This window comes from Streptomyces sp. 8K308 (assembly GCF_004348315.1).
Taxonomy (GTDB): Bacteria; Actinomycetota; Actinomycetes; order Streptomycetales; family Streptomycetaceae; genus Streptomyces.
This window is the reverse complement of record NZ_SMKC01000027.1, coordinates 1-24,221: the sequence shown is the minus strand read 5'-3', so window position 1 is coordinate 24,221 and position 24,221 is coordinate 1. Positions and strand designations below refer to the sequence as shown.

Annotated in this window: 17 protein-coding genes; 9 read left to right on the top strand and 8 right to left on the bottom strand. The window is 70.6% G+C overall.

Going from position 1 to position 24,221, the window contains the following annotated elements:
* Positions 1–24: 24 nt before the first annotated feature.
* Genes E1265_RS06745 through E1265_RS06735 form a run of 3 tightly spaced genes read right to left on the bottom strand, consistent with a single transcriptional unit; the run spans position 25 to position 8,932 of the window.
* Positions 25–654 carry an LOG family protein gene (locus E1265_RS06745; protein ID WP_132929300.1) on the bottom strand — a complete coding sequence of 210 codons (630 nt, stop codon included), beginning with the start codon at positions 652–654 and terminating at the stop codon, positions 25–27.
* Complete coding sequence (locus tag E1265_RS06740; protein ID WP_207930982.1) at positions 651–2,462, bottom strand: carbamoyltransferase C-terminal domain-containing protein; 1,812 nt, start codon at positions 2,460–2,462, stop codon at positions 651–653. Before E1265_RS06740 ends, E1265_RS06745 begins: the two co-directional genes overlap by 4 nt.
* Positions 2,459–8,932, bottom strand: a complete 6,474-nt coding sequence (locus E1265_RS06735) for a non-ribosomal peptide synthetase (RefSeq protein WP_165953671.1) — start codon at positions 8,930–8,932, stop codon at positions 2,459–2,461. Before E1265_RS06735 ends, E1265_RS06740 begins: the two co-directional genes overlap by 4 nt.
* Positions 8,933–9,474: 542 nt before the next feature.
* Here E1265_RS06735 and E1265_RS06730 point away from each other — a divergent pair.
* The 3 genes from E1265_RS06730 to E1265_RS06720 all read left to right on the top strand — a co-directional run bounded on the left by E1265_RS06730 (position 9,475) and on the right by E1265_RS06720 (position 12,738).
* The gene (locus E1265_RS06730) at positions 9,475–10,149 is read left to right on the top strand and encodes a response regulator transcription factor (RefSeq protein ID WP_165953670.1); all 675 of its coding nucleotides are present in this window, start codon (positions 9,475–9,477) and stop codon (positions 10,147–10,149) included.
* On the top strand, positions 10,146–11,432 hold the full coding sequence (locus E1265_RS06725; RefSeq protein WP_132929297.1) for a Zn-dependent hydrolase: 1,287 nt from the start codon (positions 10,146–10,148) through the stop codon (positions 11,430–11,432). Before E1265_RS06730 ends, E1265_RS06725 begins: the two co-directional genes overlap by 4 nt.
* 70 nt (positions 11,433–11,502) lie before the next feature.
* Entirely contained in the window at positions 11,503–12,738 is a 1,236-nt protein-coding gene (locus E1265_RS06720) for a condensation domain-containing protein (protein ID WP_132929296.1), read from the top strand.
* Positions 12,739–12,759: 21 nt separating this feature from the next.
* Here the strand turns inward: E1265_RS06720 and E1265_RS06715 are convergent, their stop codons facing one another.
* Positions 12,760–13,995 (bottom strand): MFS transporter, encoded by a 1,236-nt coding sequence (locus E1265_RS06715; protein WP_165953669.1) that lies wholly within the window; start codon positions 13,993–13,995, stop codon positions 12,760–12,762.
* A gap of 195 nt (positions 13,996–14,190) precedes the next feature.
* Here E1265_RS06715 and E1265_RS06710 point away from each other — a divergent pair, with 195 nt between their 5' ends.
* Both E1265_RS06710 and E1265_RS06705 read left to right on the top strand, forming a co-directional pair.
* The gene (locus tag E1265_RS06710; protein ID WP_132929294.1) at positions 14,191–18,426 is read left to right on the top strand and encodes a non-ribosomal peptide synthetase; all 4,236 of its coding nucleotides are present in this window, start codon (positions 14,191–14,193) and stop codon (positions 18,424–18,426) included.
* Complete coding sequence (locus tag E1265_RS06705; protein WP_207930981.1) at positions 18,419–18,631, top strand: MbtH family NRPS accessory protein; 213 nt, start codon at positions 18,419–18,421, stop codon at positions 18,629–18,631. The genes E1265_RS06710 and E1265_RS06705 overlap by 8 nt, the downstream gene beginning before the upstream one ends.
* Positions 18,632–18,646: 15 nt before the next feature.
* Here E1265_RS06705 and E1265_RS06700 read toward each other — a convergent pair whose 3' ends face one another.
* The 3 genes from E1265_RS06700 to E1265_RS06690 all read right to left on the bottom strand — a co-directional run bounded on the left by E1265_RS06700 (position 18,647) and on the right by E1265_RS06690 (position 20,285).
* Positions 18,647–18,997 carry a hypothetical protein gene (locus E1265_RS06700; RefSeq protein WP_132929293.1) on the bottom strand — a complete coding sequence of 117 codons (351 nt, stop codon included), beginning with the start codon at positions 18,995–18,997 and terminating at the stop codon, positions 18,647–18,649.
* A 116-nt stretch (positions 18,998–19,113) separates the two neighbouring features.
* Positions 19,114–19,410, bottom strand: a complete 297-nt coding sequence (locus E1265_RS06695) for a hypothetical protein (protein WP_132929292.1) — start codon at positions 19,408–19,410, stop codon at positions 19,114–19,116.
* A gap of 272 nt (positions 19,411–19,682) precedes the next feature.
* On the bottom strand, positions 19,683–20,285 hold the full coding sequence (locus tag E1265_RS06690) for a CGNR zinc finger domain-containing protein (RefSeq protein ID WP_243740579.1): 603 nt from the start codon (positions 20,283–20,285) through the stop codon (positions 19,683–19,685).
* 66 nt (positions 20,286–20,351) lie between these two features.
* On the opposite strand from E1265_RS06690, the gene E1265_RS06685 reads away from it, so the two are divergent.
* The 3 genes from E1265_RS06685 to E1265_RS06675 all read left to right on the top strand — a co-directional run bounded on the left by E1265_RS06685 (position 20,352) and on the right by E1265_RS06675 (position 22,039).
* The gene (locus E1265_RS06685) at positions 20,352–20,741 is read left to right on the top strand and encodes a RidA family protein (protein ID WP_132929291.1); all 390 of its coding nucleotides are present in this window, start codon (positions 20,352–20,354) and stop codon (positions 20,739–20,741) included.
* Positions 20,742–20,891: 150 nt separating this feature from the next.
* Positions 20,892–21,656, top strand: a complete 765-nt coding sequence (locus E1265_RS06680; RefSeq protein ID WP_132929290.1) for an SDR family oxidoreductase — start codon at positions 20,892–20,894, stop codon at positions 21,654–21,656.
* Positions 21,657–21,682: 26 nt separating this feature from the next.
* On the top strand, positions 21,683–22,039 hold the full coding sequence (locus E1265_RS06675) for a MerR family transcriptional regulator (RefSeq protein ID WP_132929289.1): 357 nt from the start codon (positions 21,683–21,685) through the stop codon (positions 22,037–22,039).
* Positions 22,040–22,063: 24 nt separating this feature from the next.
* Here the strand turns inward: E1265_RS06675 and E1265_RS06670 are convergent, their stop codons facing one another.
* On the bottom strand, positions 22,064–23,095 hold the full coding sequence (locus tag E1265_RS06670; RefSeq protein WP_132929288.1) for a helix-turn-helix domain-containing protein: 1,032 nt from the start codon (positions 23,093–23,095) through the stop codon (positions 22,064–22,066).
* Between the two features lie 72 nt (positions 23,096–23,167).
* Here E1265_RS06670 and E1265_RS06665 point away from each other — a divergent pair, with 72 nt between their 5' ends.
* Positions 23,168–23,965: an NAD(P)H-dependent oxidoreductase gene (locus tag E1265_RS06665; protein ID WP_132929287.1), complete on the top strand. Its 798-nt coding sequence runs from the start codon at positions 23,168–23,170 to the stop codon at positions 23,963–23,965.
* Positions 23,966–24,221 lie beyond the last annotated feature (256 nt).

Sequence of the window (24,221 nt, the reverse complement as noted above, 5' to 3'; positions counted from 1 at the left end):
GATGCCCCGTATAGGCCGCACCTATCAGTACCGCCGCAGGTCGCCGGGGCGCGACGACACCGCGGCGAGCCCGGACACCGGCTCGGATTCCAGGAGCCTCAGGGCTTCCGCGGGGGTGCCCGCCAGGTGAACCAGCCGGTACCTGTGATGACGCACCTCGTCGTCGACCAGTCTCCGCAGCGCCTCGCGGAGCAGATCTCCGGCGGGCGCCGTTTCCATCAGCACCACAGGTCTGTCGTCGCGGCCGGAGGCCACGAGCGAGATGAGTTGGAAGGCGTCGCCGAGCGTCTCAAGTCCGCCGGGCAGGACGAGGAAGGCATCCGACTGCCGCCGAAGCATCCGCCGCGCCTGGTCGGCATCGCGCACCACGAACAGCAGCTCCCCGTGCCGGGTGGGCGGCCCCTCCCGGTTACCCGGCTCGACCGGGAGGAACCCCGTCACATGGGCGCCCGATCTGGCGGCGCTCTCCGCGAGCACCTGCTTGAGGCTGCTCGCGTGCGGTTGGTACAGGATCGAGTATCCCCTGGTGCCCAGCAGGTGCCCCAGCTCTCTCCCCTGCCTGATCCCGTCGTCCGAGGGGGCGGGGAACGAGTCCCCCAGGACGCCGATCCGCAGGGGAGGTCGAGCTGGGGGACGTCTACCCGGTGAGTTCACCGAGTGCCCGCCGTGACATCGGGTTTCTGGTCCCGCATCGCGGCGCCCGGCCTGCTGAGGAGGTAGTTCCCCATCACCAGGTGATCCATCCGGGAGCGGACGAAGGTCTCCAGGGCCACATCCGGATCACAGATGATCGGCTGGCCACGGAGATTGAACGAGGTGTTCAGCAGGACCGGGACGCCGGTGATGCGGCCGAATTCCCCGATGAGCCGCCAGAGCCGTTCGTTGTCCTGCCGACGGAGGATCTGCACTCGCGCGGTGCCGTCCACATGGGTGATGGCCGGCAACGTGTCGCGGTGTTCCTCGTGGGTTCTGGCGACCAGCAGCATGTGCGCGTAGGCCCGCTCCATGCCGGACGGGATGTCGAAGTAGCGGTGGGCGTCCTCTTCCCTCACCACGGGGGCGAAGGGGCGGAAGTTCTCTCGCTGCTTGACCAGCTCGTTCAACCGGTCCCGCATGCCCGGATCGCGGGGATCGGCCAGGATGCTGCGGTTTCCCAGGGCTCGGGGACCGAACTCCATCCGTCCCTGGAACCACGCCACGACCTGCCCCCGCGCCAACAGGGTCGCCACGTCCGGCACCAGCTCCTCGTCCGACAGATAGCGCCGCTTGGGGCACTCCAGGCGCTTGTCGACGGCGAGTCCCACCAGATCGTCGTCGTATCCCGGCCCCCAGTACGGCGCTCCCATGCGCGCCTCCGGGACGACGCCGGCCTGCTGCGCCTGGACGTACAGGGCGGCTCCCAACGAGGAGCCGTCGTCCCCGGCCGCCGGTTGGACGAAGATGTCGTCGAACCAGCCGCTGCGCGCTGTCAGGCCGTTGAGGGTGCAGTTGAGTGCCACGCCTCCGGCCAGGCAGAGGCGCCGCTGGCCCGTCACCTCCCGGAAGTGTCGCAGGACGTGCAGCATGGCCGCCTCCAGGCCAGCCTGCAGCGCCGCCGCCACGTCCCGGTGCCGTTCTTCCACGGCCGCGCCCGGGGCTCGCGGAGGGCCGAAGCGCCTGGTGAGTTCGCGCAGGGTTCCGGCGAGCGTCTCGTGCTCACGCCAGCCCCGGTTCTCACCCAGCGCCGGAACGGTGAACGTGCCGTCGGGGCCGAGCCGGATCAGCTCCATCACCTCGTCGAAGTACCGACGAGGATCGCCGTAGGGGGCGAGACCCATCACCTTGTACTCGTCCATCGCGAAGACGAAGCCGAGGTAGAGGGTCACGGCTCCGTACAGGGTGCCGAGCGAGTGGATCGCGGGCACGGTCCTGAGCACCTCGAGGTCCTTGCCGCGGCCCACGGCCACCGTCATGCTCTCTGTCTCGCCCATCCCGTCAGCCACGACGACCAGTGCCTCGTCGAATCCGCTCACGTAGAAGGAGCTCGCGGCGTGAGCGAGGTGATGGGGTACCGGGATGAACCGCTCCTGCCAGTCGACGTCGGGCCAGTGGTGGTTCAACAGGGCCCGTTGGACGTCCGGGGCGTAGACATCGGAGAAACGCCTGTTCGTGAACTCGTTCAGCTGGTGGAACTCCGACGGCCGGTAGTGGAAGCCGTGGGCGACGAAATCGATGTCGCGCATGGCGATTCCCGCCTCCCTGAGGCAGTACTCGATGGCGCGGACGGGGAAGGCACCCGTGGTCTTGTCCCCGGTGAACCGTTCCTCGGCCGCCGCCGCGACGACGGTGCCGTCGGTGACGAGTGCGGCGGCTGAGTCCAGGCCCTGAACAACGCGGTACTCCCGGTCCGCCAGATCCGGCAAGTGCCGCTTCTTGAACTCGATCGACCCGTTCAGGCCACTGATCCCCAGCACACGCATCATGCACCTTCCTTGTTCTGTAGCGCCTCGGCCACCTGCTGGGCGAGCGCCTCGACGGTGCGGGCACGCCGCATGACCGACATGGACAGACGGATTCCGAACCGGGCGTTGATCCTGGACACCAGCTGTGCCGCGAGGATCGAGTTCCCGCCGAGCTGGTAGAAGTCGGCCGCCGTCTCGGGCTTCTCCATCTCCAGCAGGTCCGCCCAGATCTCCGCGACGCCCGCCTGATGCGTGCCTCCCGGGGCGGGCCGCACGGCCGCTCCGCCGTTGGTCGCCTCCTCCTGCCGGCGGGCGTGCTCCATGGCGTCGGGCCGGGACAGCGCCGAGCGGTCGACCTTGCCGTTCGCGTTGACCGGGATCTCGGCGATCGGCACCAGGGCCGTCGGCACCAGGTGTGCCGGGAGTCTGCTCCGCAGGTAGTCGGACAGCTCGGCGGGGGACACCGGCTGGGCCGGAACGTAGTACCCGACGAGCGTGCGGTGGTGCGCGGCCGACCGCACCCCGGCCGCCACCGCCTGGCGCACCTTCGGGTGCTCCGCCAGTACCGCTTCGATCTCGCCGGGCTCCACGCGGAAGCCGTTGATCTTCAACTGGTCGTCCACCCGACCCAGGAAGTCGAGACTCCCGTCGGGCAGCCAGCGACCCAGATCGCCCGTGCGGTACATGCGGGCCCCCGGCGTCGTGGAGAAGGGGTCGGGCAGGAAGCGCTCGGCGGTCAGAGCCGGTCGGCCGGCGTACCCCCGGACGACGCACTCGCCACCGATGTACAGCTCGCCCGGCATGCCCGGGGGCACCGGCCTCAGGTGGGCGTCGAGGACGTACATGGTGGTGTCCGGGATGGGCCGGCCGATCGGTACGAGGTCCCGGTGGGCGGCGGCGCCCGTGCGATAGACGCAGTTCCCCACGGACGCCTCCGTCGGGCCGTACTCGTTGAGCAGTACCGAGTCCGGGTCGAGCTGGCGCCAGGCCGCGAGGTGGCGGCCGGGGAAGGCGTCGGCGCCGACTACGAGGGTGGCTGCCAGCCGGCGGGCCGAGGCCGGTCCCAGCGTGTCAGCGAGCAGGGCCAGGTGACTTGGCGTCAGCTTCAGGAAGTTGAACGGCGCGTACTCGGACAGGCGCCGACCGAGGCGGGTGGGGTCGGTGTCCTGGGGGAGCACGACAACCCGCTCACCCATGATGAGGGGGGTGTAGACGTTGGGCACGATCATGTCGAACGCGTAGGAGGAGAACACCGCGGCGCCTCCCGTGCCTCGCGAGGCGTATTCCTCGCGTGCCCAGACCAGGTAGTTGGCGACGCCCCGGTGCGGTACCAGGACGCCCTTCGGGGTCCCGGTCGAACCCGATGTGTACATGATGTACGCCAGGTTGTCCGGGCCGTTCACGGTGGTGAGGTTGTCCGTGGCCTGCCGGTCGATCGCCTCGCCGTCGCGGTGGTCGGTGATCACCCGCCACGCGCCGTCCGGGACTCGGTTGACCAGGTCGTCGGTGGTGACGACCAGGGTGGCGTTGGCGTCCTCGAGCATGAAGCGCAGCCGCTCAGCTGGATAGTCGGGGACGAGCGGAAGGTAGGCGGCTCCGGACTTCAGGATCCCGAGGAGTGTGACGAGGAGCCCGGCGTCGCGCGGCACGCACACGCCGACCACGGTCTCCGCCCGGGCCCCCAGGGACCGCAGGTGGCGGGCGAGGCGGTTGGCCGCGGCGTTGAGCTGGGCGTAGGTCAACTGCCGGGTGTCGTCACACACGGCGATGGCGTCGGGCGTGCGCTCGGCCTGTTCCTCCACCAGTTCGTGGACGCAGTGGGAGACCGGCTCGGTACGTCGTGGGCCGTTCCAGTCGATGAGCACCCGCTGGCGGTCCGCGTCGGGCAGCGGCACGAACTCCTCGTGGGGGCGCCCGGCGTCGACCAAGGTCCGCAGGATCGCGAGGTACTGGTCGCGCATCGCGAGTGCCTGCTCGTCCGAGAGCCTGGCGGTGTAGTAGTCGAGCCTGAGCAGGAGCCCCGAGGTGCGCGGGTTGCGCAGGAAACCGGCGTTGAGCGCGAAACTCGTGGGCTCAGAACGGTACTCCGTGGTGGAGTCGATCTTGTCGTCCAGGATCTCCACGTCCGAACCGAGCACGTCGCTCATCACGTGGAAGTGGTTGTAGAGGAACGTGTTGTCGAAGAGCTCCCCACCACCGTGGTCCCACTGGATCTGCGCCAGTGGATAGCGCCTGTGCGGCAGGAGCCGTTCCTCCGCCCGGTAGACGTGGCGGATCAGGTCCGCCCAGGTGCCGTTGGCGAGTCTCACGCGCAGGGGCGGCACGTTCAGGAACATGCCCCGCACCTCGGTGCCGTCGGACTCCTCCAGACGCCCGTGGGAGGTCAGGCCGGTGATCAGGTCGTCTCGTCCCGTGAAGAGGCTGATCATCTTCAGGTGCGCCGTGAGCAGGACGCTCTTGAGCGGCACGCCGATCCGGGCCGCCAGGGATACCAGGGCGTCGCACAGCTCGGCGGGGACCAACGACTCCAGGCCCCGATGGCTGGCGTCGCGGGTCGAGGTGAGCCGCCAGTGCCGTACGCCGGCGATGTCCTCGCCCCGCACGTCGGTGTCTCCGGCGTCGGCCCCCCCTGCCCGCTGTTCGCCGGTCGAGGGCCACCGGGGCAGCATGGCGGGCTCGTAGTCGGCGAGCGCCTGCCGCCAGAACTCGCGGTGCGGTGCCGAGGCGATCGCCCGCTGCTCCTCGGCGATGAAGTCCCGGAACGACGAGGAGGGCGGCGCGGGCGCCGGAGCGTCCGGTGCGCCCAGCAGGGTCGTGTAGCGGTCGAGGATCTCGGCGAGCGTCGAGAACAGGCTCCAGCCGTCGAAGATGGCGTGATGTTCCGTCACGGTCCACTGGAAGGTGTCCGCGGTCCTGCGGTGGAGGAAGAAGCGCAGCAGCGGGGGGTGCTCCGGGTCGAAGGGGCGCTGCCGCTCCTCGTGCATCAGATCGAGCAGCCGCCTCTTCTGCTCCCCGGGGGGGACGTCACGCAGGTCCTGCGTGTGGACGGGCAGGTGTGCCGACCGGTGCACCAACTGCATGGGCTTGCCGTACCGGACGAGGTCGAAGCCGGTGCGGAGGATCGGGTGCCGCGCGACCACGTCGTCCACCGCGCGCTGGAACGTCTTGGCGTCGAACGGCGCCCGAACGTGGAAACTGTTCACGTTGTGGTAGGGCAACGTGTCGGTGTCCATGCTCATGTGGTAGACCATCCCGGCCTGCAGCACGGACATGGGATACGCGTCCTCGACGCCCTCGGGGACACGAAGGCGTTCTTCGGCGGAGAGGGACGCGAACGGCCCATCCGACGTGCGACCCGGCAGCCGCTCGGCCGGCCTGGCCAGCCGGGCCATGCCGGCCACGGTGGGTTCCCCGAACAGGTCCTGCAGGGTGAGACCCAGTCCGTGCTCCCGGGCCCGGCCCAGGATGCGGAGGCTCAGGATGGAGTCCCCACCCAGCTCGAAGAAGTTGTCGTGGACGCCGACCTGGTCCACCTGGAGAACGTCGGACCAGATCCGCGCGAGGAGACTCTCGACATCGTTGCGCGGCTCCGTGAAGCCCTGAGCCAACTCGGGCCGGGCGGAGGCGGGTTCCGGCAGGGCCGAGAGATCGACCTTCCCGTTCTCCGTCGTCGGCAGCGAGTCAAGGAACACGAAGGTGGCAGGGATCATGTGCTCCGGCAGGCCGGCGGCCAGATGGGATCGCAGTTCCGTCAGCGTGGGCACGTCCGGTGCCACCACATACGCCACCAGCCGGGCGGAACCGTCGGCCGAGCGTGCCGCGACGACGACCGAGCCCCGCACCCGCGGGTGACGTGCGAGGAGGGTGGCGATCTCCCCGGTCTCGACGCGGAAGCCGCGGATCTTGACCTGGTCGTCGTTCCGGCCCAGGTACTCAAGCCGGCCGTCCGGGCGTCGCCTGGCCAGGTCCCCGGTGCGGTAGAGCCGGGCTCCGGCCCGACCCGACAGGGCGTCCGGGACGAACCGTTCCGCGGTGAGTGCCGGCTGGTTCCGATAGCCCCGGGTCACTCCGGCCCCGCCCACGTACATCTCACCGGGCACACCCGGGGGCAGCGGATTGCCCCACGCGTCCAGGACGTGCACCTCCAGGTCCGGCAGGGGCGTCCCGATCGGACTGCGCTCGTCGCCCAGCATCTCCGAGGTCAGACGTTGGTGAGTGACGTGAACGGTCGTCTCCGTGATCCCGTACATGTTCACCAGACGCGGTGACTCGTCCCCGTGCCGCCGCAGCCATCGACTCGTACTCGCCACGTCGACCGCCTCGCCTCCCAGAGTGATCCAACGCAACGCCAGGCAACCGGGTCGTTCCGCGTCCACCCCCTCGAACTGCCGGAAGGCAGAGGGCGTCTGACTGAGGACGGTCACTTCCTCGGCGACGACCAGGTCGTAGAAGTCCGGCGCCGAGCGGGCGACGGCGGTGGGCACGATCACGAGCCGTCCGCCGTGCGCCAGCGCACCCCACATCTCCCAGACGGAGAAGTCGAAGCTGGGGGAGTGGAACATCGTCCACACGTCGCGCTCGCCGAAGTCGAAGAGGCCCCGCACGGAGGAGAACAGACGGGCCACGTTGTGGTGGGTTACCTCGACGGCCTTGGGGGAGCCGGTGGACCCGGACGTGTAGATGAGGTAGGCCACGTCGCCCGGCCGCGCGCCGCCGGGGTCCGTCACCGGTGGCGCGCCGGACGGCGGCTGAGCCGGGCCCTGCCGCGACGTCAACAGGGTCCAGTCGCCTTCCGGTATCCGGTCCGCGGCCTCAGGGCCTGCCACGATCAGCCGGATGCGCGAGTCACCGAGCAGGTAGGCCAGGCGCCCGGGGGGATACTCGGGGTCAAGCGCCAGATACGCGCAGCGGATCCGCCAGGCCGCGAGGATCGCCACGACCAGTTCGACGCCACGCGGCAGGCAGATGCCGACCGTCTCGCCCGGGACGGCCCCCCGCGCGCGCAGCAGGTCCGCCAGTCGCCGCGCCCGCTCGTCGAGCGCCGCGTACGTGACCCGCTCGTCCCCGCAGGTCACCGCGACCGCGTCCGGCGTCTCGCGTGCCCAGCGGGCGACGAGGGCGGGCACGGCCGGCGCTTCGGCCGGCACCTCCGTGGTCGGGTTCGACCGGCCGGACCGAGCCGGGGGCGGATACATCGGCACCCGTGTCACGGGAGCGTGCGGCGCCGTCACGACGGCCTCGATGAGCCGCAGGTAGCAGTCCAGCATGCGGTCCACGGAGTCCGCGTCGAAGAGATCCGCGTTGTACTCGACCTCGCAGCAGACCCGGTCGCCGTCGAGCACGGTCCAGGTCATGTCGAACTTCGCGGTCCCGCGGTCGAGTTCAGCGCGCACCAGGGTGGCCCCACCCATGGACAGCCGGGCCAGCGGGGCGGGCTGCATGCCGAACACGGTCTGCACGATCGGGCTGTGACTGAGCTGCCTGCGGACCCCGGTCTCGGCGACGAGCCGCTCGAAGGGCACGTCCTGGTGGGCGAAGGCCATGGTCGTGGAGCCCGCCACCCGACGCAGCACCTCGTGGAAGTCCGGTTCGCCCGACAGGTCGACCCGCAGCGGCAGGAGGTTCAGCAGGACCCCGACAAGCCCTTCCAACTCGGACCGGCCCCGGGTGGCGACCGGAGTGCCGACCACCAGGTTTTCGACGCCAGTGAAGCGCAGCAGCAGCACGTTGAAGGCCGCCAGGTAGGCGACGAACGGCGAGACTCCCGACTCGACGGCCAGCATGCGCAGGCGGCGGTCCAGCGCGGGCGGCACCGGGAAGGCGCGCGTGGCGCCCGTGAAGGTCTGCGTCTGCGGCCTGGGGCGATCGGTGGGCAGGTCGAGTACCTCGGGAGCCCCGACCAGCCGCTGCCGCCAGTAGTCGGTCTGCTCGGCAAGCCCGCCCGCCTCCCAACGCTCGCGTTCCCAGACGCAGAAGTCGATGTACCGGACGGCCGGCGCGCCGAGTTCCGTGGGACGCGCGGCGGACACGGCGTCGTACACCCTGCGCAGCTCGTCGAGCAGGATGTCGAAGGAGATGCCGTCGAGCGCGATGTGGTGCACGACGATGACGAGTAGCTGTCGTTCTCCCGGTCCCTGGACCAGCGCGACGCGGAAGGGCGGCCCGCCCCGCAGGTCGAACGGCTCCCTGGCGACCCGCTCCGCCATCGCCGTGGCGGCGACGTCCCACCCCTTGCTTGCACTCTCCGCGACGTCATGGACGCTCAGCGGAATGCTTGCTAGAGTCTCGACGACTTGAAACGGTTCATCATCGAGGGTCAGATAGCGTGTCCGCAGGGTCTCGTGACGATCCGCCAGCACTCCGAGTGCCTGGCTGAGCGTCGCGGGGTCGAGCCGCCCGCGGACCCAGTAGGCGTTGGCCACATTGTAGGTGGGGGTTCCCGGATGCCACTGTTCGAAGAACCAGATGCGCCGCTGTCCGTAGGACAGCACGGCTTTCCGCTGCCCCGTCAACGGAAGTGACCCGCCGGCCGGCGTATGGATCCCCTCCTTGCGGAGCAGGGCATCGACAACCCTCCCGACGGAAAGATCTCCATCGGTTGAGGGGAATGGGTCGGCGCTCATTGGTCAGCCTCCAACTCGGCCAGCCGGCACGGTCCGAAGGCACGTTACCCGGGGCGCTCTCGATAATCCCCAGCCATTGGGCGAGGTTTTTGCCTGCCCGTGGTGAAGGCGCGGTGCTGATCTTTCCGCAACCTAGCCGATGGTCGAAGTCGGTGTGGCACGCGCGGTCATGGTCGAGGAAGTCGTCAATAGACTGTTGACCGCGCCGTCCGTGCAATTTATCGTAACGTCCTTGGAAGCGCTTACTTCTTCCGGGCGGGAACTCTTCGGCAACAGCGCACCTGCTCTGGAGCCTGATGCTGGAGCTCGATGGCGGAGGCGGCGCGCCAGAGCGCAACGTTCACCGAGCCGTGCAGAGATGCGGGTGTCATGTCCCAGGCAGGGGCCCGTGTCAAGGGGAGGCAGCCTCCATGACCGTCAGCATCCTGTTATGCGAACCGCAGCCGGTGACCAGGATCGGCCTGCACTCGCTGCTCAGCGCGGTGCCGAGTGCTCGGGTCGCGGGCGAGGCCGAGACGTGTGAGCAGGCTGTTCGGTTGAGTCATTCGCTGCGACCTGACATTGTCGTGGCCGACATGGACCTCCCGGGAGACGGGCCGGTGGAACTCACCCGCCAAATCGTCCACCAGGAGACCGCAAACGAGTCGGCCGTGATCATCCTGGCGCCCGAACGGGACGAGAGAATCGTCGAGACCCTCCAGGCGGGAGCCTCAGGAATCCTTCTCCGGTCAAGTGCCGCCGAAGAATTCCTCCACGCGGTCGAAGTGATTCTTCAAGGGCACGGATACCTTGCTCCTCCGGTGGTACGGCACGTACTTGAGCATCTGGATCCACGCCCTTCGACATCCGCGGGGCAGAGCATCTACTCCCATCTGACCAAACGGGAACGAGAAGTCCTGCTGCTTCTCACCGAGGGCTTGTCGAACACGGAGATCAGCGGCAGGCTCTTCGTGGGTGAGCCCACCGTCAAGTACCACATCTCACAGATGCTGAGAAAGCTCGGGCTGAGAGACCGTCTGCAGGCCGTGGCGTTTGCCTACCGTAACGGCCTGCACTTACATGAACGGGAGTTCCCGGGGCCGTGAATGAAGTACCCGTATTACGTGTCGATGGGAAAAGGCTGGTACGGCGTATCGAAGAACTCGGCCGCGTCGGCGCGGACCCCGGAGGAGGGGTCAGCCGGCTGGCCTTCACGGAGGAGTACGTTCGGGGCCGGGAACTGGTCGCGGGCTACATGCGTGAGGCCGGCCTCCGGCCGAGCGTCGACGCGGCGGGCAATCTCCTGGGTCGGCAGCCGGACGCACCGGAGGACCTGCCCGTGCTCCTGCTGGGCTCCCACATCGACTCCGTCCCGGGAGGCGGAACCCTCGACGGTGCTTACGGGGTCCTGGCCGCCGTCGAGGTGGCACAGGTCCTGGCGACGCACGGGGTGCGCCCGGCTCATCCCCTGGCGGTCGTGGCGTTCAACAACGAGGAGGGGGCTTTCGGCACCCGGGGCATGTTCGGCTCCCGGGCCCTCGTCGGTGGACTGGTCAAGGGCGAGCTCGACGTTCCCGACTCCCGTGGGGACACCATCGCGGAGTGGCTGCCGCGCGTCGGTGGGGACGCCGACCGCGTCGACGAGGCCGCCTGGCCGAGCGGCCGCATCGCGGCCTTCCTGGAACTGCACATCGAACAGGGGCCCGTGCTCCACGAGTACGGCGACCGCATCGGAGTGGTCGACGTCATCACCGGCCGGACAAGCGTGGACCTGGACATCACCGGACAGACCAACCACGCGGGCACGACGCCGATGGACCTGCGACGCGACGCGCTGGTGGCAGCCTCCCACATCATCGCCGCGATCCCGCGGCTGGCCGGCCCGCGGGGCGTGGTCAGGGTCGCGACGGTGGGTCAGTGCTTCGTCCACCCGAACGCCTGGAACGTGGTTCCCGGCCGCGTCCGGTTGCGCGTCGACCTGCGGGACGGAAGCCGGCAGGCGCTCACGCGTGGGGTCGCCGAAGTGGAGTCGGTCGCAGGCGTCATGGCCCGCAGGACGGGAACGCGGGTCGAGGTGCGGGTCGGGCAGCAGATTCCCCCCGTGCCCTGCGCGCCATCGCTCCGGCAGGCCATCGCCCGCGCCGCGGACGAACTGCGGCTGCCGCACCGCACGGTGCCAAGCGGCGCCGGACACGACGCGCAGATCATCGGTGAGTTCGCGCCGATGGGCATGATCTTCGTGCCCAGCCGACGCGGGATCAGCCACGCGCCCGACGAGGCGACCGCGGCGACCGACCTGGTGGCGGGCGCCGACGTACTGCTCAGGACAGTGCTCGGCTTCGGTCGGGGCCAGCGCGCCGCGGAAGGGACTGAGCGTGCCTCACGTTGACCTTTCGTTCCACGGAGAGCGTGGCGCACACGGACCGACGACCTGGGGCCAGCGCGAGCAGTGGGCCACCATGGTCGCGAACCGGCCCCACGACGCCCGTTTCAACATGGCCGTGCGCTGGGAGCTGCCGGCCGGGACCCTCCTCGATGACGGTTTGGCCTCCCTGCGTCTCCTCATCGAGCGGCACGAGATTCTGCGGACGCGATTCGCCGAGTCGCCCGGAGAGCCGCCCACCCAGGTCGTGGACCGGCGCGGCGTTCACCCGGTGTTGATCGTGGACGCCGCGGGCCAGGACCGGGGCGGGAGCCCGGTGGATCCGGTGCGCGACCTCGCGGCCAGGCGTTTCGAGCCGACCCAGGAGTACCCCGCGCGGTTCTGTGTGGCTGTCCTGGACGGGCGGGCGCTGTGGCTCGGCGCGGCGCTGTCCCACCTTGCGGTGGACGCGGCCGGGACGGAGATCCTGCGGCGTGATCTGCGGGCAGCCGCGGCGAGGATGGCGGGCGCACCAGACCCGGAGCCTGGCCGCCCGGCCGTCCTGCAGCCCCTGGACCAGGCGGAGGGGGAGCAGTCCTCGGCGGGGCGCGCGGCCTCACGACGGGCGGCTGAGCTGTGGCGCCAGGCGCTCACCGGAACGCCGGCCAGCCTCCCCGAAGCACCGTCCCTGCCGGCCGCCGACCCGGCCTTTCCGGCCCGGCTGCTGTGTGCGCGAGGGCTTGGCGCCCGGGCGCAGGAGCTGGCCGACCGGCTGGACGTCGGCATCTCGGCGGTGTTCATCGGGGCGGCGACCGCCGCGCTCGCCGCTCATCAGGGCGTCGACGCGCAGTCGGTCGTCGTCACGTGCGGGAACCGGATGGCCCGCAGGATGGCGGGCTATGCCGGGACCGTCGCCCAGCAGGGTGTCATCCGCCTCGATTCCCTGGGCGCGCCGGCGTCCGACGTCATCACCAGGACCTGGGAGGCGCTGCTCACCGTGCACGAAAGCAGCGCCTACGAGCCGGCCGACGTCAACCGTGTATTGCGCGAGCTCACTGGCAAGCCGCATGTGGGCCACTACGTGAACTTCGTCGAGGAGCACGTCCCCCTGCACCCGACGGAAGTCTTCCAGGCACTCGGCAGGGACGCGTGGGTGACCGTTCCGGGTCCCACGGTGACGTCCTCGTTCCTGCGCTACGGCCTGACCCTGGTGGCCAATCAGGAGGATGTCGTCCTCCGGATGTTCGCCGACGGCCGCCTGATGTCCGCCACCGCGATCGACGGTGTCCTGGACGGTGTGCGGACGAGGGTGGCGGGCAGCCGCCCGCTGTGACGGGTGCCGCGCCGCCGGCGGTCAGCCGGCCTGGGACCCGTCGGGCGCGGTCGTGTCCGCCGGCGCGGCCTCGGGCACGCGCAACCGTGCGGTGACCAGGACCAACGGCAGTACCAGCACGGCCAGGACGCCGAACAGCCTGGTCGGGGTGATCGCCTCGGCCACGAGACCACCCGCGAGCGCTCCCACCGGCCGGGCGCCGAATGTCAGGAAGCGCAGGCCCGCGGCGACGCGCCCGAACAGATGGATGGGAACGAGATCCTGCCGCAGTGAGGTGTTGACCACCGAGCCCACCGCCATGGCGAAGCCCGACAGGACGAACGCGGCCCCGATGACGACGGGCTGCCTGACGAGGTAGGGCGTGGCGAAGCAGACCGCCAGGGCGAGCACCGCGGTGGTCAGGAGCACGGAGGTGGGCGCCACCCGAGCCACCCGGTCCGCGGTCAGCGCACCGGATATGGCCCCCACGGCCGCCGCGATGAGGAGCAGGCTGTAGCCGAATCCGGAGAGTCCGAGGATCGAGCCGCTCCCCACGGCGTACACCACGAACACCGCGAAGAAGGCGGTGTTGGTGAGGTTCGTCACCACGGCGTACAGCGTGAGGCGTGCGATGACGGAGCCACGCACGAGGACGCCGAGCCCTTCCCTGATGTCGACTGCCACGCTCTGCCGCTTGGCTCGCCCGACGGAGAACCTGCCCGCCAGTGTCAGCAGGATCAGGCCGGCGCCGAGGTAGAGACCCCCGGGTACGGCGAAGGCCACCGCGACGCTTCCTGCGACGAGCAACGACCCCAACGGCGCTCCGACGAAGTCGTTCATCACCATCTGGGTCGCCATCAGCCGGCCGTTGGCGCGGCGACGGCGTTCGGCCGGGACGACCATGGGCACGAGTGTCTGGGTCGAGGTGTCCGCGACGGTCTCGGCCACACCCGCGAGCGCCACCGCCAGGTAAAGCACCGGGAGACCCAGCTCGCCGAAGGCGGCCACGGCCGCCACGAGCATCAGCGCGGAGCCGCGCAGCAGTTCCGCGTAGATCGCCAGGACCCGTCGATCCACCCGGTCGACCAGGACCCCGACGAAGAGGCCGAGAACGAACCACGGCAGGGTCTGCGCCACGCGTAAGCCGGCTATGAGCGCCGGGGAGTCGGTGACGGTCAGCGCGACGAGGGGAGCTCCGATGAGGAAGAGTCCGTCAGCGAGATTCGAAAAGGACGCGGAGAGCCAAACCTTGGCAAATCCCAGCTTTTGAGGATGCACGCCTAAGCCTTCCCGGAAAGCCCTAACCGGGGGCCACCTCGAGTGACGGACACATATCTGTTAAGGAAAGCACAGCAGATGGTGAGGCGCCCTATCCCAAAGTCGAGGAAATCTTTCTGACTTCTGACGGAAGACGCTTGGCCGGTGGCCTGGTTAGGGTCATTTCGCCCCTCGCGCCTACCGGGAGTAGATCTCATGAGCAACGAGCCCCTGGGGCAGCCCGTCACCCTGCCCGCCACTCGTCGCGCGTCGCCCGTACCCCGGTTCCTGCGGGAGCACTGCTGGCTTGCCGTGCCGGCGGAGACGGCCCGGCTGGCGGCCGCCCGGTCGGAGCACCGGGACTCCCTGCCCCTCGCGGCTCTGTGCGCCGTCCTGTGCCGACGCACCGGCCGGACGCACCTGTCGGCGGTCGTGCTCAGGGCCGACGCCTCGGGAACGCCGGCTGCCGAAGAGCGGGTCAGCACGAGGGTGACGGCGAACAGTGCCCTGGCGGACCTCGTGGCGGACCTGTCGGTGCGGCGGTCGGCCTCCCCGGAGGGTCGGGCCCCCTCGCGGACCGGCCAGGCAGCCCGGGTCGCCTTGGTCACCGGCCTCACCGCCGGCCAAGGGGAACCCGGCGATGGGCACCGCGTGCGCGAGGCCGCGCGACGACACGCGGACCTGGACCTGGTGATCTGCTACGCGCCCCGTGCCGGCGGGGAGGAGGCAGGCGCCGACGTCCACTGCCTCTTCGACGCGGACCGGTACGACCACGACTCGGTCCGGGAATTCCTCAGGGACTTTCTCGACACGCTGCGAGAGTGTCTCACCGACCCGACGGTGCCGGTGGCGGTGGCCGGTTTCCTCCGGAACAGCGGCACGGGGCCAGGCGACGAGCGGTACGGTCCGTCCCCGGCGGTGGCCCTGTCCCGTCCCGAGCGCCCCTTGGAACGCGCGGTTGCCGAGATCTGGCAGGAGGTTCTGGAGGTCGACCGGGTAGCGGGGAATGACAATTTCTTCGGTCTGGGAGGCAGCTCGATCCAGGCTCTCAGGGCCGTCAGCCGGCTGCGGGAGAAATTCGGTCCGGAAATCCCGGCCGACGTCATTCTGGCCGGCCCAACCGTGCGTGAGACGGCCGTGGCGATAGCCGGTGTACGCTCCGGTCGCTCCGCGCTCTCCCTGCCTCCGCTGACGGCCGCACGGCGAGGCCACGACCGTCTCGCCTCCCCGGTGCAGGAACGGATCTGGTTCCTCGAGCGACTTCGGCCGGGAACCGCCAGTTACCACATGCCATGGGCCCTGGACATCCAAGGGCCGTTCGACCCGCGAGCGCTGGAGACGGCCCTCGCCGTCGTCGTCGAGCGGCACGAGACGCTTCGCACGGCGTTCCAGGAGGTCGACGGGAGGCCACGCCCCGTGCCCGCCACGCAGCCGGTCCTCCTGACCCGTCATGACCTGACCCCCGGCCCACCGGACGAGGCCCGGGCAGCCGCCGAGTCACTCCTGACCCGCCGGGCCACGGAGCCGTTCGATCTCGCCAACGGTCCACTGTTCCGGGCCGACCTGGTCCAGCTCGCCGAGCGACGCCACACCCTCCTGCTGACCCTCCACCACCTCGTCAGCGACGGCGCGTCGATCGGGCTGCTCATCCGCGAGCTGGCCGCCGCCTACCAGGCCGCCGACCAGGGGGCCGAGCTTCGGCTGCCGGACCGGGACATCACGTACGACGACTTCGCGGCATGGCAGCGAGGCGCTCTCGACGCGGGGTCCCTGGCGCCGGCCCTCCGCTACTGGGCCGAGGTCCTGACGGACGAACCGGAGCCCGTCAACCTGCCGACGGACCTGCCGCGGCCCGCGGTGCCCACCTTCCGCGGCGGAACGCACTCCTTCCACATCCCACGGCCCCTGGCGGAGGCGGTGCGGCGCGTCGCCCGGGAGTACGAGGTCACCGTGTTCGCCGTCCTCCTGGCCGCCTACCACGCCCTGCTCCGCAGGTACTCGGGCCAGCGGGACATCATCGTCGGCGTCAACACGGCCAACCGGGACCGGGCCGAGACGGAAACCGTCGTGGGTCCGATGTTCAACACGCTGCCGCTCCGGGCCGACCTTCCGGGCGATCCCCGCTTCGAGGACTTCCTCGCGCACGTCTGGGGCCGTCTGCGAGCTGCCCACGCACACCAGGACCTGCCCTTCGATGCCCTGGTCGACCACGTCGTGGGTGAGCGCGACGTCAGCCGTACGCCGCTGTTCCAGACCATCCTGGAGCTCGAGGAGCCGGTGGCCGGGCCCCCGCCCCCGGGGCTCGACTGGTCCGCCCGGCTGATCGACACCGCGACGTCCAAGACGGACCTGGTCGTGTCCCTCACGGAGAGCCGCACTGGCATCGACGGGCTCCTCACGTTCAGCACGGACCTGTTCACCGCGGACACCGTGGCCCTGCTGGCAGACAACCTGGTCACCCTGCTCGACAGCGCCTGCTCGGATCCCTCAGCGCGCCTCTCCGCGCTCGACGCACGCTCGACCGAGGACATCGAACTCCTGACGCGCGTCAATGACGTGTCCGGCCCTTACCCGACGGAAGCATGCGTCCACGAGTTGTTCGAGCAGCAGGTCTCACGGGTGCCGGAAGCGATCGCCGTGTACTCCTCCGGGCGGACCCTGACATACGCCGAACTGGAGGCATGGGCCAACCAGGTCGCCTGGTGCCTGCGGGAGACGGGGGTCGGGCCGGACGTGACCGTCGGCGTGTGCGTCGACCGCTCACCCGGGATGGTGGCCGCACTGCTGGGGATCCTGAAAGCGGGCGGCGCCTACGTTCCCATCGATCCCGACTACCCCGACGAACGCAAGCGGCTCATGATGACCGGTCCCGGTGCGGCCGTGCTCGTCGCCCCTCCGGAGCGTGCGGTCTTCTGGACGGACGGCCCACGACTCGACCCGGAGGGCGAGGCGGTGCGGCGCGCCGCCACCACCCCGCCGCCGCGCGAGGTGGGCCCGAGGAACCTGGCATACGTCATTCACACCTCCGGGTCCACGGGCGTGCCGAAAGGAGTCATGGTCGAACACCGGGGGCTGGTGAACTACCTGACGTGGTGCGTCCGGGAGTACGTGGCGGGAAACGGCGGAGGCGCGCCAGTGTTCTCGTCCTTCGCCTTCGACATGTTGGTGCCTGACCTGTACGGGCCGCTGGTCTGTGGGCAGGAGCTTCACCTGCTGCCGCACGAGGCGACCCCCGGCGACCTGGCGAAAGAGCTGACGCGCCGCGCCCCCTACGCCTTCGTGAAGCTCACCCCAGGCCATCTGGACCTCCTCAACGACCAGTTGGACCAGCGGTCCGCCGCGGTCCTCTGCCACACCCTCGTGGTCGGGGCCGACGCCTTTCCCAGACGCTCCTTCGACGCCTGGCGGGACCTGGCGCCGCGGACGCCCGTCCTCAACGAGTACGGCCCGACCGAGGCATCGGTCGGGAACACGGTCCACCGGATCAGCGGCACCGAGCACCAGACGGTCGTTCCGATCGGCCGCCCCATCGCCAACACCCGGATGTACGTGCTCGATGCCCATCTTCAACCCCAACCGGTCGGCGCGGCAGGCGAGCTGTACATCGGTGGCGACTGTGTGGCACGCGGCTATGTGGGACGTGCCGCGCTGACCGCCGAGCGGTTCCTGCCGGACCCTTTCTCCGGGGTGCCCGGTGCGCGCATGTACCGGACCGGGGACGTCGGCCGGCTCAACGCGTCCGGTGCCTTCGAGTTCCTGGGGCGGGTCGACGAGCAGGTGAAGGTGGACGGCCATCGGGTGGAACCCGGGGAGATCGAGGCGGCACTTGAGCGGCACCCCGAGGTGCGTCAGGCGTTGGCTCTCGCGGCCTCGGAGCCGCGCGGGCGGTCACGCATCGCGGCCTATGTGGTGCGGGAGGGCGGTCGTCCGGGACCCTCCGGGGCGGAGCTGCGGGAGTTCCTGCGGGAGACGCTGCCGTCGTATCTCCTGCCGCACTGGATCGTGCCGGTCGACCGGATCCCGTTGAACGCCAACGGGAAGGTCGACCGGAGTTCGCTCCCACGCCCGGACCAGACGGACCGTTCCCGTCCGGACACGGACGCCGCACCGGCGGGTGACACTCAGCTGCTCGTGGCCGAACTGTGGGCGGAGATCCTCGGCGTGTCAGCCGACCAGGTCGGCAGGCGAGAGAACTTCTTCTCCATGGGGGGACGTTCGCTGGACATCGTCCGCCTCATCTCGCGCATGCGTGTGCTCATGCGGATAGAAGTGCCTCCGGTCAAGGTGTTCCGCGATCCCACGGTCGAGTCCGTTTCGCGGGCACTCGCTGACGAGGTGGGAACGGCGAACGTGGTGGAGCGGATCTCCCGCATCGTGCGTCAGGCCCGAGTGGGTGAACTCGGACCGGCGGGCGGCAGTGTCAGTACGAGCGAAGGAGAATCTGGTGAGTGACGTGTCGAACGAGGCGTTCGCGGTCGTCGTCAACGATGAGGAGCAGTACTCTATCTGGCCTCACGGCTTGGACCTGCCGGCGGGCTGGCGGCCGGAGGGCAGGAGGGGGACCAGGGAGGAATGTCTCTCCCACATCGAGTCGGTGTGGACGGACATGCGGCCGCGGTCGGTCCGGGACTTCCAGCGGTCGGCGGCCTCGCGGTAGCGCGTCCCGCCGGGCTCAAAAGACGACGGGCTGCCAGGGCAGGGCGTGCCGCCAGGTGGCGTCGCCGGCGGCCCAGCTGGTGATGACGCGGGCCACGGGTTCGGCGGCCCAGGGGCTCGGGTCGCGCGGGATCCGCGCGGTGTAGTGGGCGTCGGTGCCGCCCTCGCGGTATTCGATCGTGTGGCTGAGGTCGTCCTCGAGGTAGACCTGGATGTAGTGCTGGCGGGGGTCGGGCGAGTCCAAGCGTTGCACGATCAGGAATCGGTGGCGCAGGTTGAGGTCGGCGACCAGGTCGTGGAGTTGCTCGTCGGTGGGGGCGTCCCACGTGGTGCCGTCCGACTCGCTGGCGCGTATCGGGCGTGTCATGGCCGAGAGCGTACCCGGTCGTCGTGGGGCGCCCCGACGAGGTTGCCGCGCGCCGAGGCGTGACTCACGGCCCGCACGGAGGCGTGCGGGCCGGAGAACGGAGTCCGGGGCGCCGTTCAGAGTGCCCTGAGGCGGTAGCTGGTGCTGAAACCGGTGGTGGAACAGGACATCGTGCTCTGCGTGGCGGTGTAGGTGTAGCCCGCCGGGATGGTGCAGGCCCACAGGCCGTCGGAGGGCGGCACCACGTAGTACCGAGGGGCGAAGCCGGTGGTGGAGCAGGACAGGGTGCTCTGGACCTGGGTGTACGTGTAGCCGGCCGGAATCGTGCAGGACCAGTACCCCGCAGCGGCGGAGACGTCCCCAGGCGCCGGGGATGCCGCCGCCGTGGCCGGTGACAGAGCGGTGCCCGTCATGACGATTGCGGCGCCTGAGCCGAGCAGTAAGGAACGCAGTTTCGAACGCAGCATGTGATCTCACTCCTGAGGTTCGTCCACGGAGCAGAATCGACGGGTGGGGGCCCGGCCGGAGTCTGTCCGATGCTCCGGCCGCCGCGTGGCGCACGCCGGGATCGTCCCAGCCCGGTCGTGGAGGGGCAAGAGCGCCCGGAGGCCGCACCGCTCAGATCCAGCCGGCCGCGAGGCCTTCCCACGCGACCTGTCGCCCGGCCCCCGTGTCCGCGGCCGCGTCAGGTGTCCGTGGCTCGCCGGGCGCGGAGAGCTCGGAGTTTGTGGCGGTTGCCGCAGCGTTCCATCGCGCACCAACGCCGGGCGCCGGGGCGGGAGGAGTCGACGAACACCAGTGGGCAGTCGTCGCTCGCGCACTCGCGGATGCGTCCGGCGAGTGGCCCGGAGAGCAGCTCGATCATCTCCCGTGCGAGCGTTGCGAGCGCCTGCGTGGCGCGCACCGGTGGTGCCCAGCCGGTGGTCGTGCCGTCGGTGGCGAGCTCGGGGATCAGCGATGCCGCGGCCGCGGCCCGGTTGATGGTCGCGATGGCCTCGGCGGTCACGGGACGATCCGCTGCCCGGGCGTGTGCCGCGTCCCAGATCGCCTGGCGGAGGGCCTTGGCCGTGGCCAGTTCGCCGGCGGTCACGGGCACTGTCATGACGGCGGCCAGTGGGGGCTGTGCCAGCCAGTCGGCCAGGTCGGTGGGGGCGTGGAGGGTCTCGAACACCGCGAACCGGCCCTCGCCGCCGGTGTGGGCGAAGTCCAGGCAGACGGCGCCGGCGTCGAACCGGAACGACCCTCCCTTGGGGTCGCGCAACACCCGGCTGGTTGCGTTCGTTCGCATGAAACCACTATAAGTGGTGCTGCGTGGAACCCCTATAACTGGTTTCGCTCTCGGAGGAGGCAACTCATGGGTGTACGGCACATCAACCCCGAGGGGCTGCATCGCAGCCCCGCCTTCAGCCAGGCGGTCGTGGTCGAACAGCCGGCGAAGACGATCTACATCGGGGGACAGAACGGCGTCGACGCCGACGGCGCGGTCGTCGGCCCCACGGTCGGGGAACAGGCCAGGCAGGCGTTCCGGAACCTCGCGACCATCCTGGAGAGCGAGGGGGCGAGCCTGGCGAACATCGTCCACTGGACCATCGCCGTGGTGGACGGCCACACGTTCGAAGAGGGCGTGGCTGCCTTCCAGGAGGTGTGGAACCGGGCCGACCCACCGCCGGCCATCACGGTCCATGTCGTGGCCGGCCTGGGCCCGGGGTTCCTTGTCGAGATCGATGCCGTCGCCGTCGTCTGACGCGCCGGAGGCGGGGCCGGTCCACGAGCGCGGTCCGACCCGGCGGATCGCCTCCAGCGACGTGGAAACGGCACCCTTCGACGACCACCCGGGCGAGCGTGCGGCCGCAGCTTGCCCCTGCCGCTGGCGGCAGGTTTTCACGATGACGCCATGAACGACGCAACTGCTCCCCGTACCATCCTGGTCACCGGCGCCGGCGCCGGCACCGGCATCGGCATCGGCCGTGCCACGGCGCGGGCCTTCGCCGCCCAGGGCGCCGTGGTCGTCGCGGTCGGTCGACGCCCGGAGCCGCTGGCCGAGACCGCTGACGGCCATCCCGGCGTCATGCCGATGACCGCCGACATCACCGGCGACGGCGAGCCGGAGCGGATCGTCCGCGCCACGCTCGCCGAACACGGCCGCCTCGACGTCCTGGTCAACAACGCGGGCGTCGCCGGCTCAAGTCCGCTCGCCGACGTGACCGCGCAGGCCGTCGACACGTTGCTCGCCACCAATGTGGTCGCCCCCGTCCTGCTGGCCAGGGCCGCGCTCCCGGCGCTGGCCGAGGGCGGTGGGGTGATCGTCAACGTCAGCACGCCCATCGGCCTGCGGGGCTGGCCGGAGAACTCCGTCTACGGCGCCACCAAGGCCGCACTGGACTCACTGACCCGCAGCTGGGCCGTCGAGCTGGCGCCGCGCGGCGTACGGGTGGTGGCCGTGGCGCCCGGCGCGATCGACACGTCGATCGGCGACCACATGGGCCTCAGCCCCGAGCAGAAGGCAGCGGTGCGGGCCTGGCAGATCGCTCACACCCCGCTGGGCCGCATCGGCCGGCCCGAGGAGGCCGCCTGGGCCATCACCCGGCTCGCCGACCCGTCCGCCGCCTTCGTCACCGGCGTCGTCCTCCCCGTCGACGGCGGTGCGGCCGTGTCGTGATAGGACGGGTGCCGGAGGTGGGGTGCGTGCGGATCGGCGAGTTGGCCAGGGTCACCGGCACGACGCCGCGCGCCCTGCGCCACTACGAGGACGCCGGGCTGATCAGCGCGGAACGTGCGGCCAACGGCTATCGGGACTACCTGGAGTCCACGGCGACCCGAGTCCGCAACATCCGGCACCTGCTGGCCGCCGGCCTCACCCTGGAGGACGTGCGCGCCTTCCGGGTCTGCCTCGACGGGGACCTGGCGGGCGGGCCGCCCAGCGAGGTCGGCCTGCGGATCGCCGAGCAACGCCTCGCCGTCCTCGACGCCCGTATCGCCGCCCAGTCGGAGGTCCGCGACCGCCTGGCGGGGGCGCTGCGCGCGGCCCGGAACCATGCGTGACACGCGACGGCGCGTCCCTGAGCGTCAGGACGCACCGGTTGGGGGAGTGGAGCCGCCCGTGGGCGCGTCATCTCCTCGGAACGTGCGGCGGTAGGCGCGCGGGGAGACGCCGATGAGGGCACGCATGTGTTGCCGCAGTGAGGCGGCCGTACCGAACCCGGTGTCGGCCGCGATCCGGTCGATGCCCAGGTCCGTCTCCTCAAGCAGCTGCCGCGCGTGGTCGATCCGCTGCCGCGTCAGCCACCGCACGGGCGTCTGCCCGGTCTCCTCGCGGAACCGTCGGCTGAAGGTCCTTACGCTCATGGACTCCTGGGCCGCCAACTCGCTCAGCGAGAGCGGGCGGCCCAGATGGCGCAGGGCCCAGGCGCGTGCCCGTGCGGTCGAGGAACGCTGCTCGGGCGGCATGGGCCGAGGGATGAACTGCGCCTGCCCGCCGTCCCGGTGCGGGGGGACGACCGTGGTGCGGGCCACCGCGTTGGCGACGGCCGTACCGTGGTCACACCGGATCATGTGGAGGCACAGATCGATGCCCGACGCCTCTCCCGCCGAGGTCAGCACATCCCCCTCGTCCACGTAGAGCACGTCGGGGTCCAGGTCGACGTCCGGGAAGCGGGCCCGGAACTCGGGCACGGACTTCCAGTGGGTCGTCGCCCTGCGGCCGTCCAGCAGACCGGCCGCCGCCAGGACGAACGCGCCGGTGCAGACGGAGGCGACACGGGTGCCGGGGCGGATGCGCGACAACGCCCCGGCGACCGGTTCCGCCAACCGCCCGCTCGTCTCGTCGGGCTCGTGCGTCGCCGGAACGACCACGGTGTCGGCCTCCGCCAGCGCGTCAGGCCCGTGTGCCACGTGGATCGAGAAATCGGCATCCGTCCGGACGGGGCCGGGCACCGGCGCGCAGGTCACCAGCTCGTACAACGGCTCGCCCGTGGCGGACTGGGCGTAGCCGAAGATCTGGTGCACCAGACCGAGCTCCATCGGCATGACGCCGGGGCGGACGAGTACGGCGACCCGGTGGCGGCGCTCGTCGCCGACCTGTTGGGCGAAGGCGTTCATGGCCAGATCCTTCCATATCGTGGCGATCAGGCCACTCGTTTCCGGGTGTGCGGTCCGCGCAGGATCGAAGCCATGAAGCTGCTCTGGATATTCGCCCACCCGGAACCGGCATCGCTGAACAGCTCGCTGCGCGGCGAGGTGATCCGCGCCCTGCGGGCACACCGCCACGAGGTCGTGGAGTCGGACCTCTACGCCATGGGCTGGAAGGCGACGGTCGACCGCGCGGACTTCCCGCCCACGGCGGCCGGACGGCTGTCGATCGGAGACGCCCAGGAGAGCGCCTACCGGACGGGCGGGCTCGGCGCGGACATCCGCGCCGAGCACGAGAAGATCGCCTGGGCGGACACCCTGGTGTTTCACTTCCCCCTGTGGTGGTTCGGCCCGCCCGCCATCCTGAAGGGCTGGCTCGACCGGGTGCTCGTCCAGGGCTTCGCGTTCGGCGTCAAGGACGAGCACGGCAGGACCCGGCGCTACGGCGACGGCGGACTCGCCGGAAAGCGCGCCTTGGTCATCACCTCGGTCGGCGCCCGCCGGTCGAGCTTCGGCCCGCGCGGCATCCACGGCTTCGTGAACGACGTCCTCTTCCCGCTGCACCACGGCACGTTCTGGTACACCGGCATGGACGCGCTGCCGCCATTCGTCGTCTACGGAGCCGACCGGTTCACCGAACCGGACTTCACGGCGTGCGCCGACGCACTCCGCGAACGGGTGCTCGGCCTGGAATCGGACCCGCCGCTTCCCTTCCGACCCGAGAGGGGCGGCGACTACGACGACGACCTGGTCCTCCTGCCTGGCGTCGCGCCCGGGGCCACGGGAATCGCCGCCCACTACGCCGTCGACCCCGCGAACGTGCCCGCCACGCCTCGATGAGCCAGCCGCCGTCGTCCGCGACGGCGTGCGGCTGCCCCGACGTCCGGTCGCCGAGACCGGACGTCCTCGCGCCGCCCCCACCCACGGCCGGCCCGTTCGTTCCTGGAGTCCGTCCTCGGCGAATCTGACGAGACGATGACGTCTCCGCGCGAGCAGCCCACGGCCGTGGCCCCGCGCCTAGCGTGGCCGGCGTGACGGTTCGTACCCCTGTTTCCACGGCGGCGCCCGGCACGTCGCCCTCCCCACCGCCCCGCGC

Coding starts and splice junctions, on each gene's coding strand:
- E1265_RS06740 (WP_207930982.1), bottom strand. CDS start 2,462: ATGATGCGTGTGCTGGGGATCAGTGGCCTGAACGGGTCGATCGAGTTC.
- E1265_RS06730 (WP_165953670.1), top strand. CDS start 9,475: ATGACCGTCAGCATCCTGTTATGCGAACCGCAGCCGGTGACCAGGATC.
- E1265_RS06720 (WP_132929296.1), top strand. CDS start 11,503: ATGGTCGCGAACCGGCCCCACGACGCCCGTTTCAACATGGCCGTGCGC.
- E1265_RS06710 (WP_132929294.1), top strand. CDS start 14,191: ATGAGCAACGAGCCCCTGGGGCAGCCCGTCACCCTGCCCGCCACTCGT.
- E1265_RS06700 (WP_132929293.1), bottom strand. CDS start 18,997: ATGACACGCCCGATACGCGCCAGCGAGTCGGACGGCACCACGTGGGAC.
- E1265_RS06695 (WP_132929292.1), bottom strand. CDS start 19,410: ATGACGGGCACCGCTCTGTCACCGGCCACGGCGGCGGCATCCCCGGCG.
- E1265_RS06690 (WP_243740579.1), bottom strand. CDS start 20,285: ATGCGAACGAACGCAACCAGCCGGGTGTTGCGCGACCCCAAGGGAGGG.
- E1265_RS06685 (WP_132929291.1), top strand. CDS start 20,352: ATGGGTGTACGGCACATCAACCCCGAGGGGCTGCATCGCAGCCCCGCC.
- E1265_RS06680 (WP_132929290.1), top strand. CDS start 20,892: ATGAACGACGCAACTGCTCCCCGTACCATCCTGGTCACCGGCGCCGGC.
- E1265_RS06670 (WP_132929288.1), bottom strand. CDS start 23,095: ATGAACGCCTTCGCCCAACAGGTCGGCGACGAGCGCCGCCACCGGGTC.
- E1265_RS06665 (WP_132929287.1), top strand. CDS start 23,168: ATGAAGCTGCTCTGGATATTCGCCCACCCGGAACCGGCATCGCTGAAC.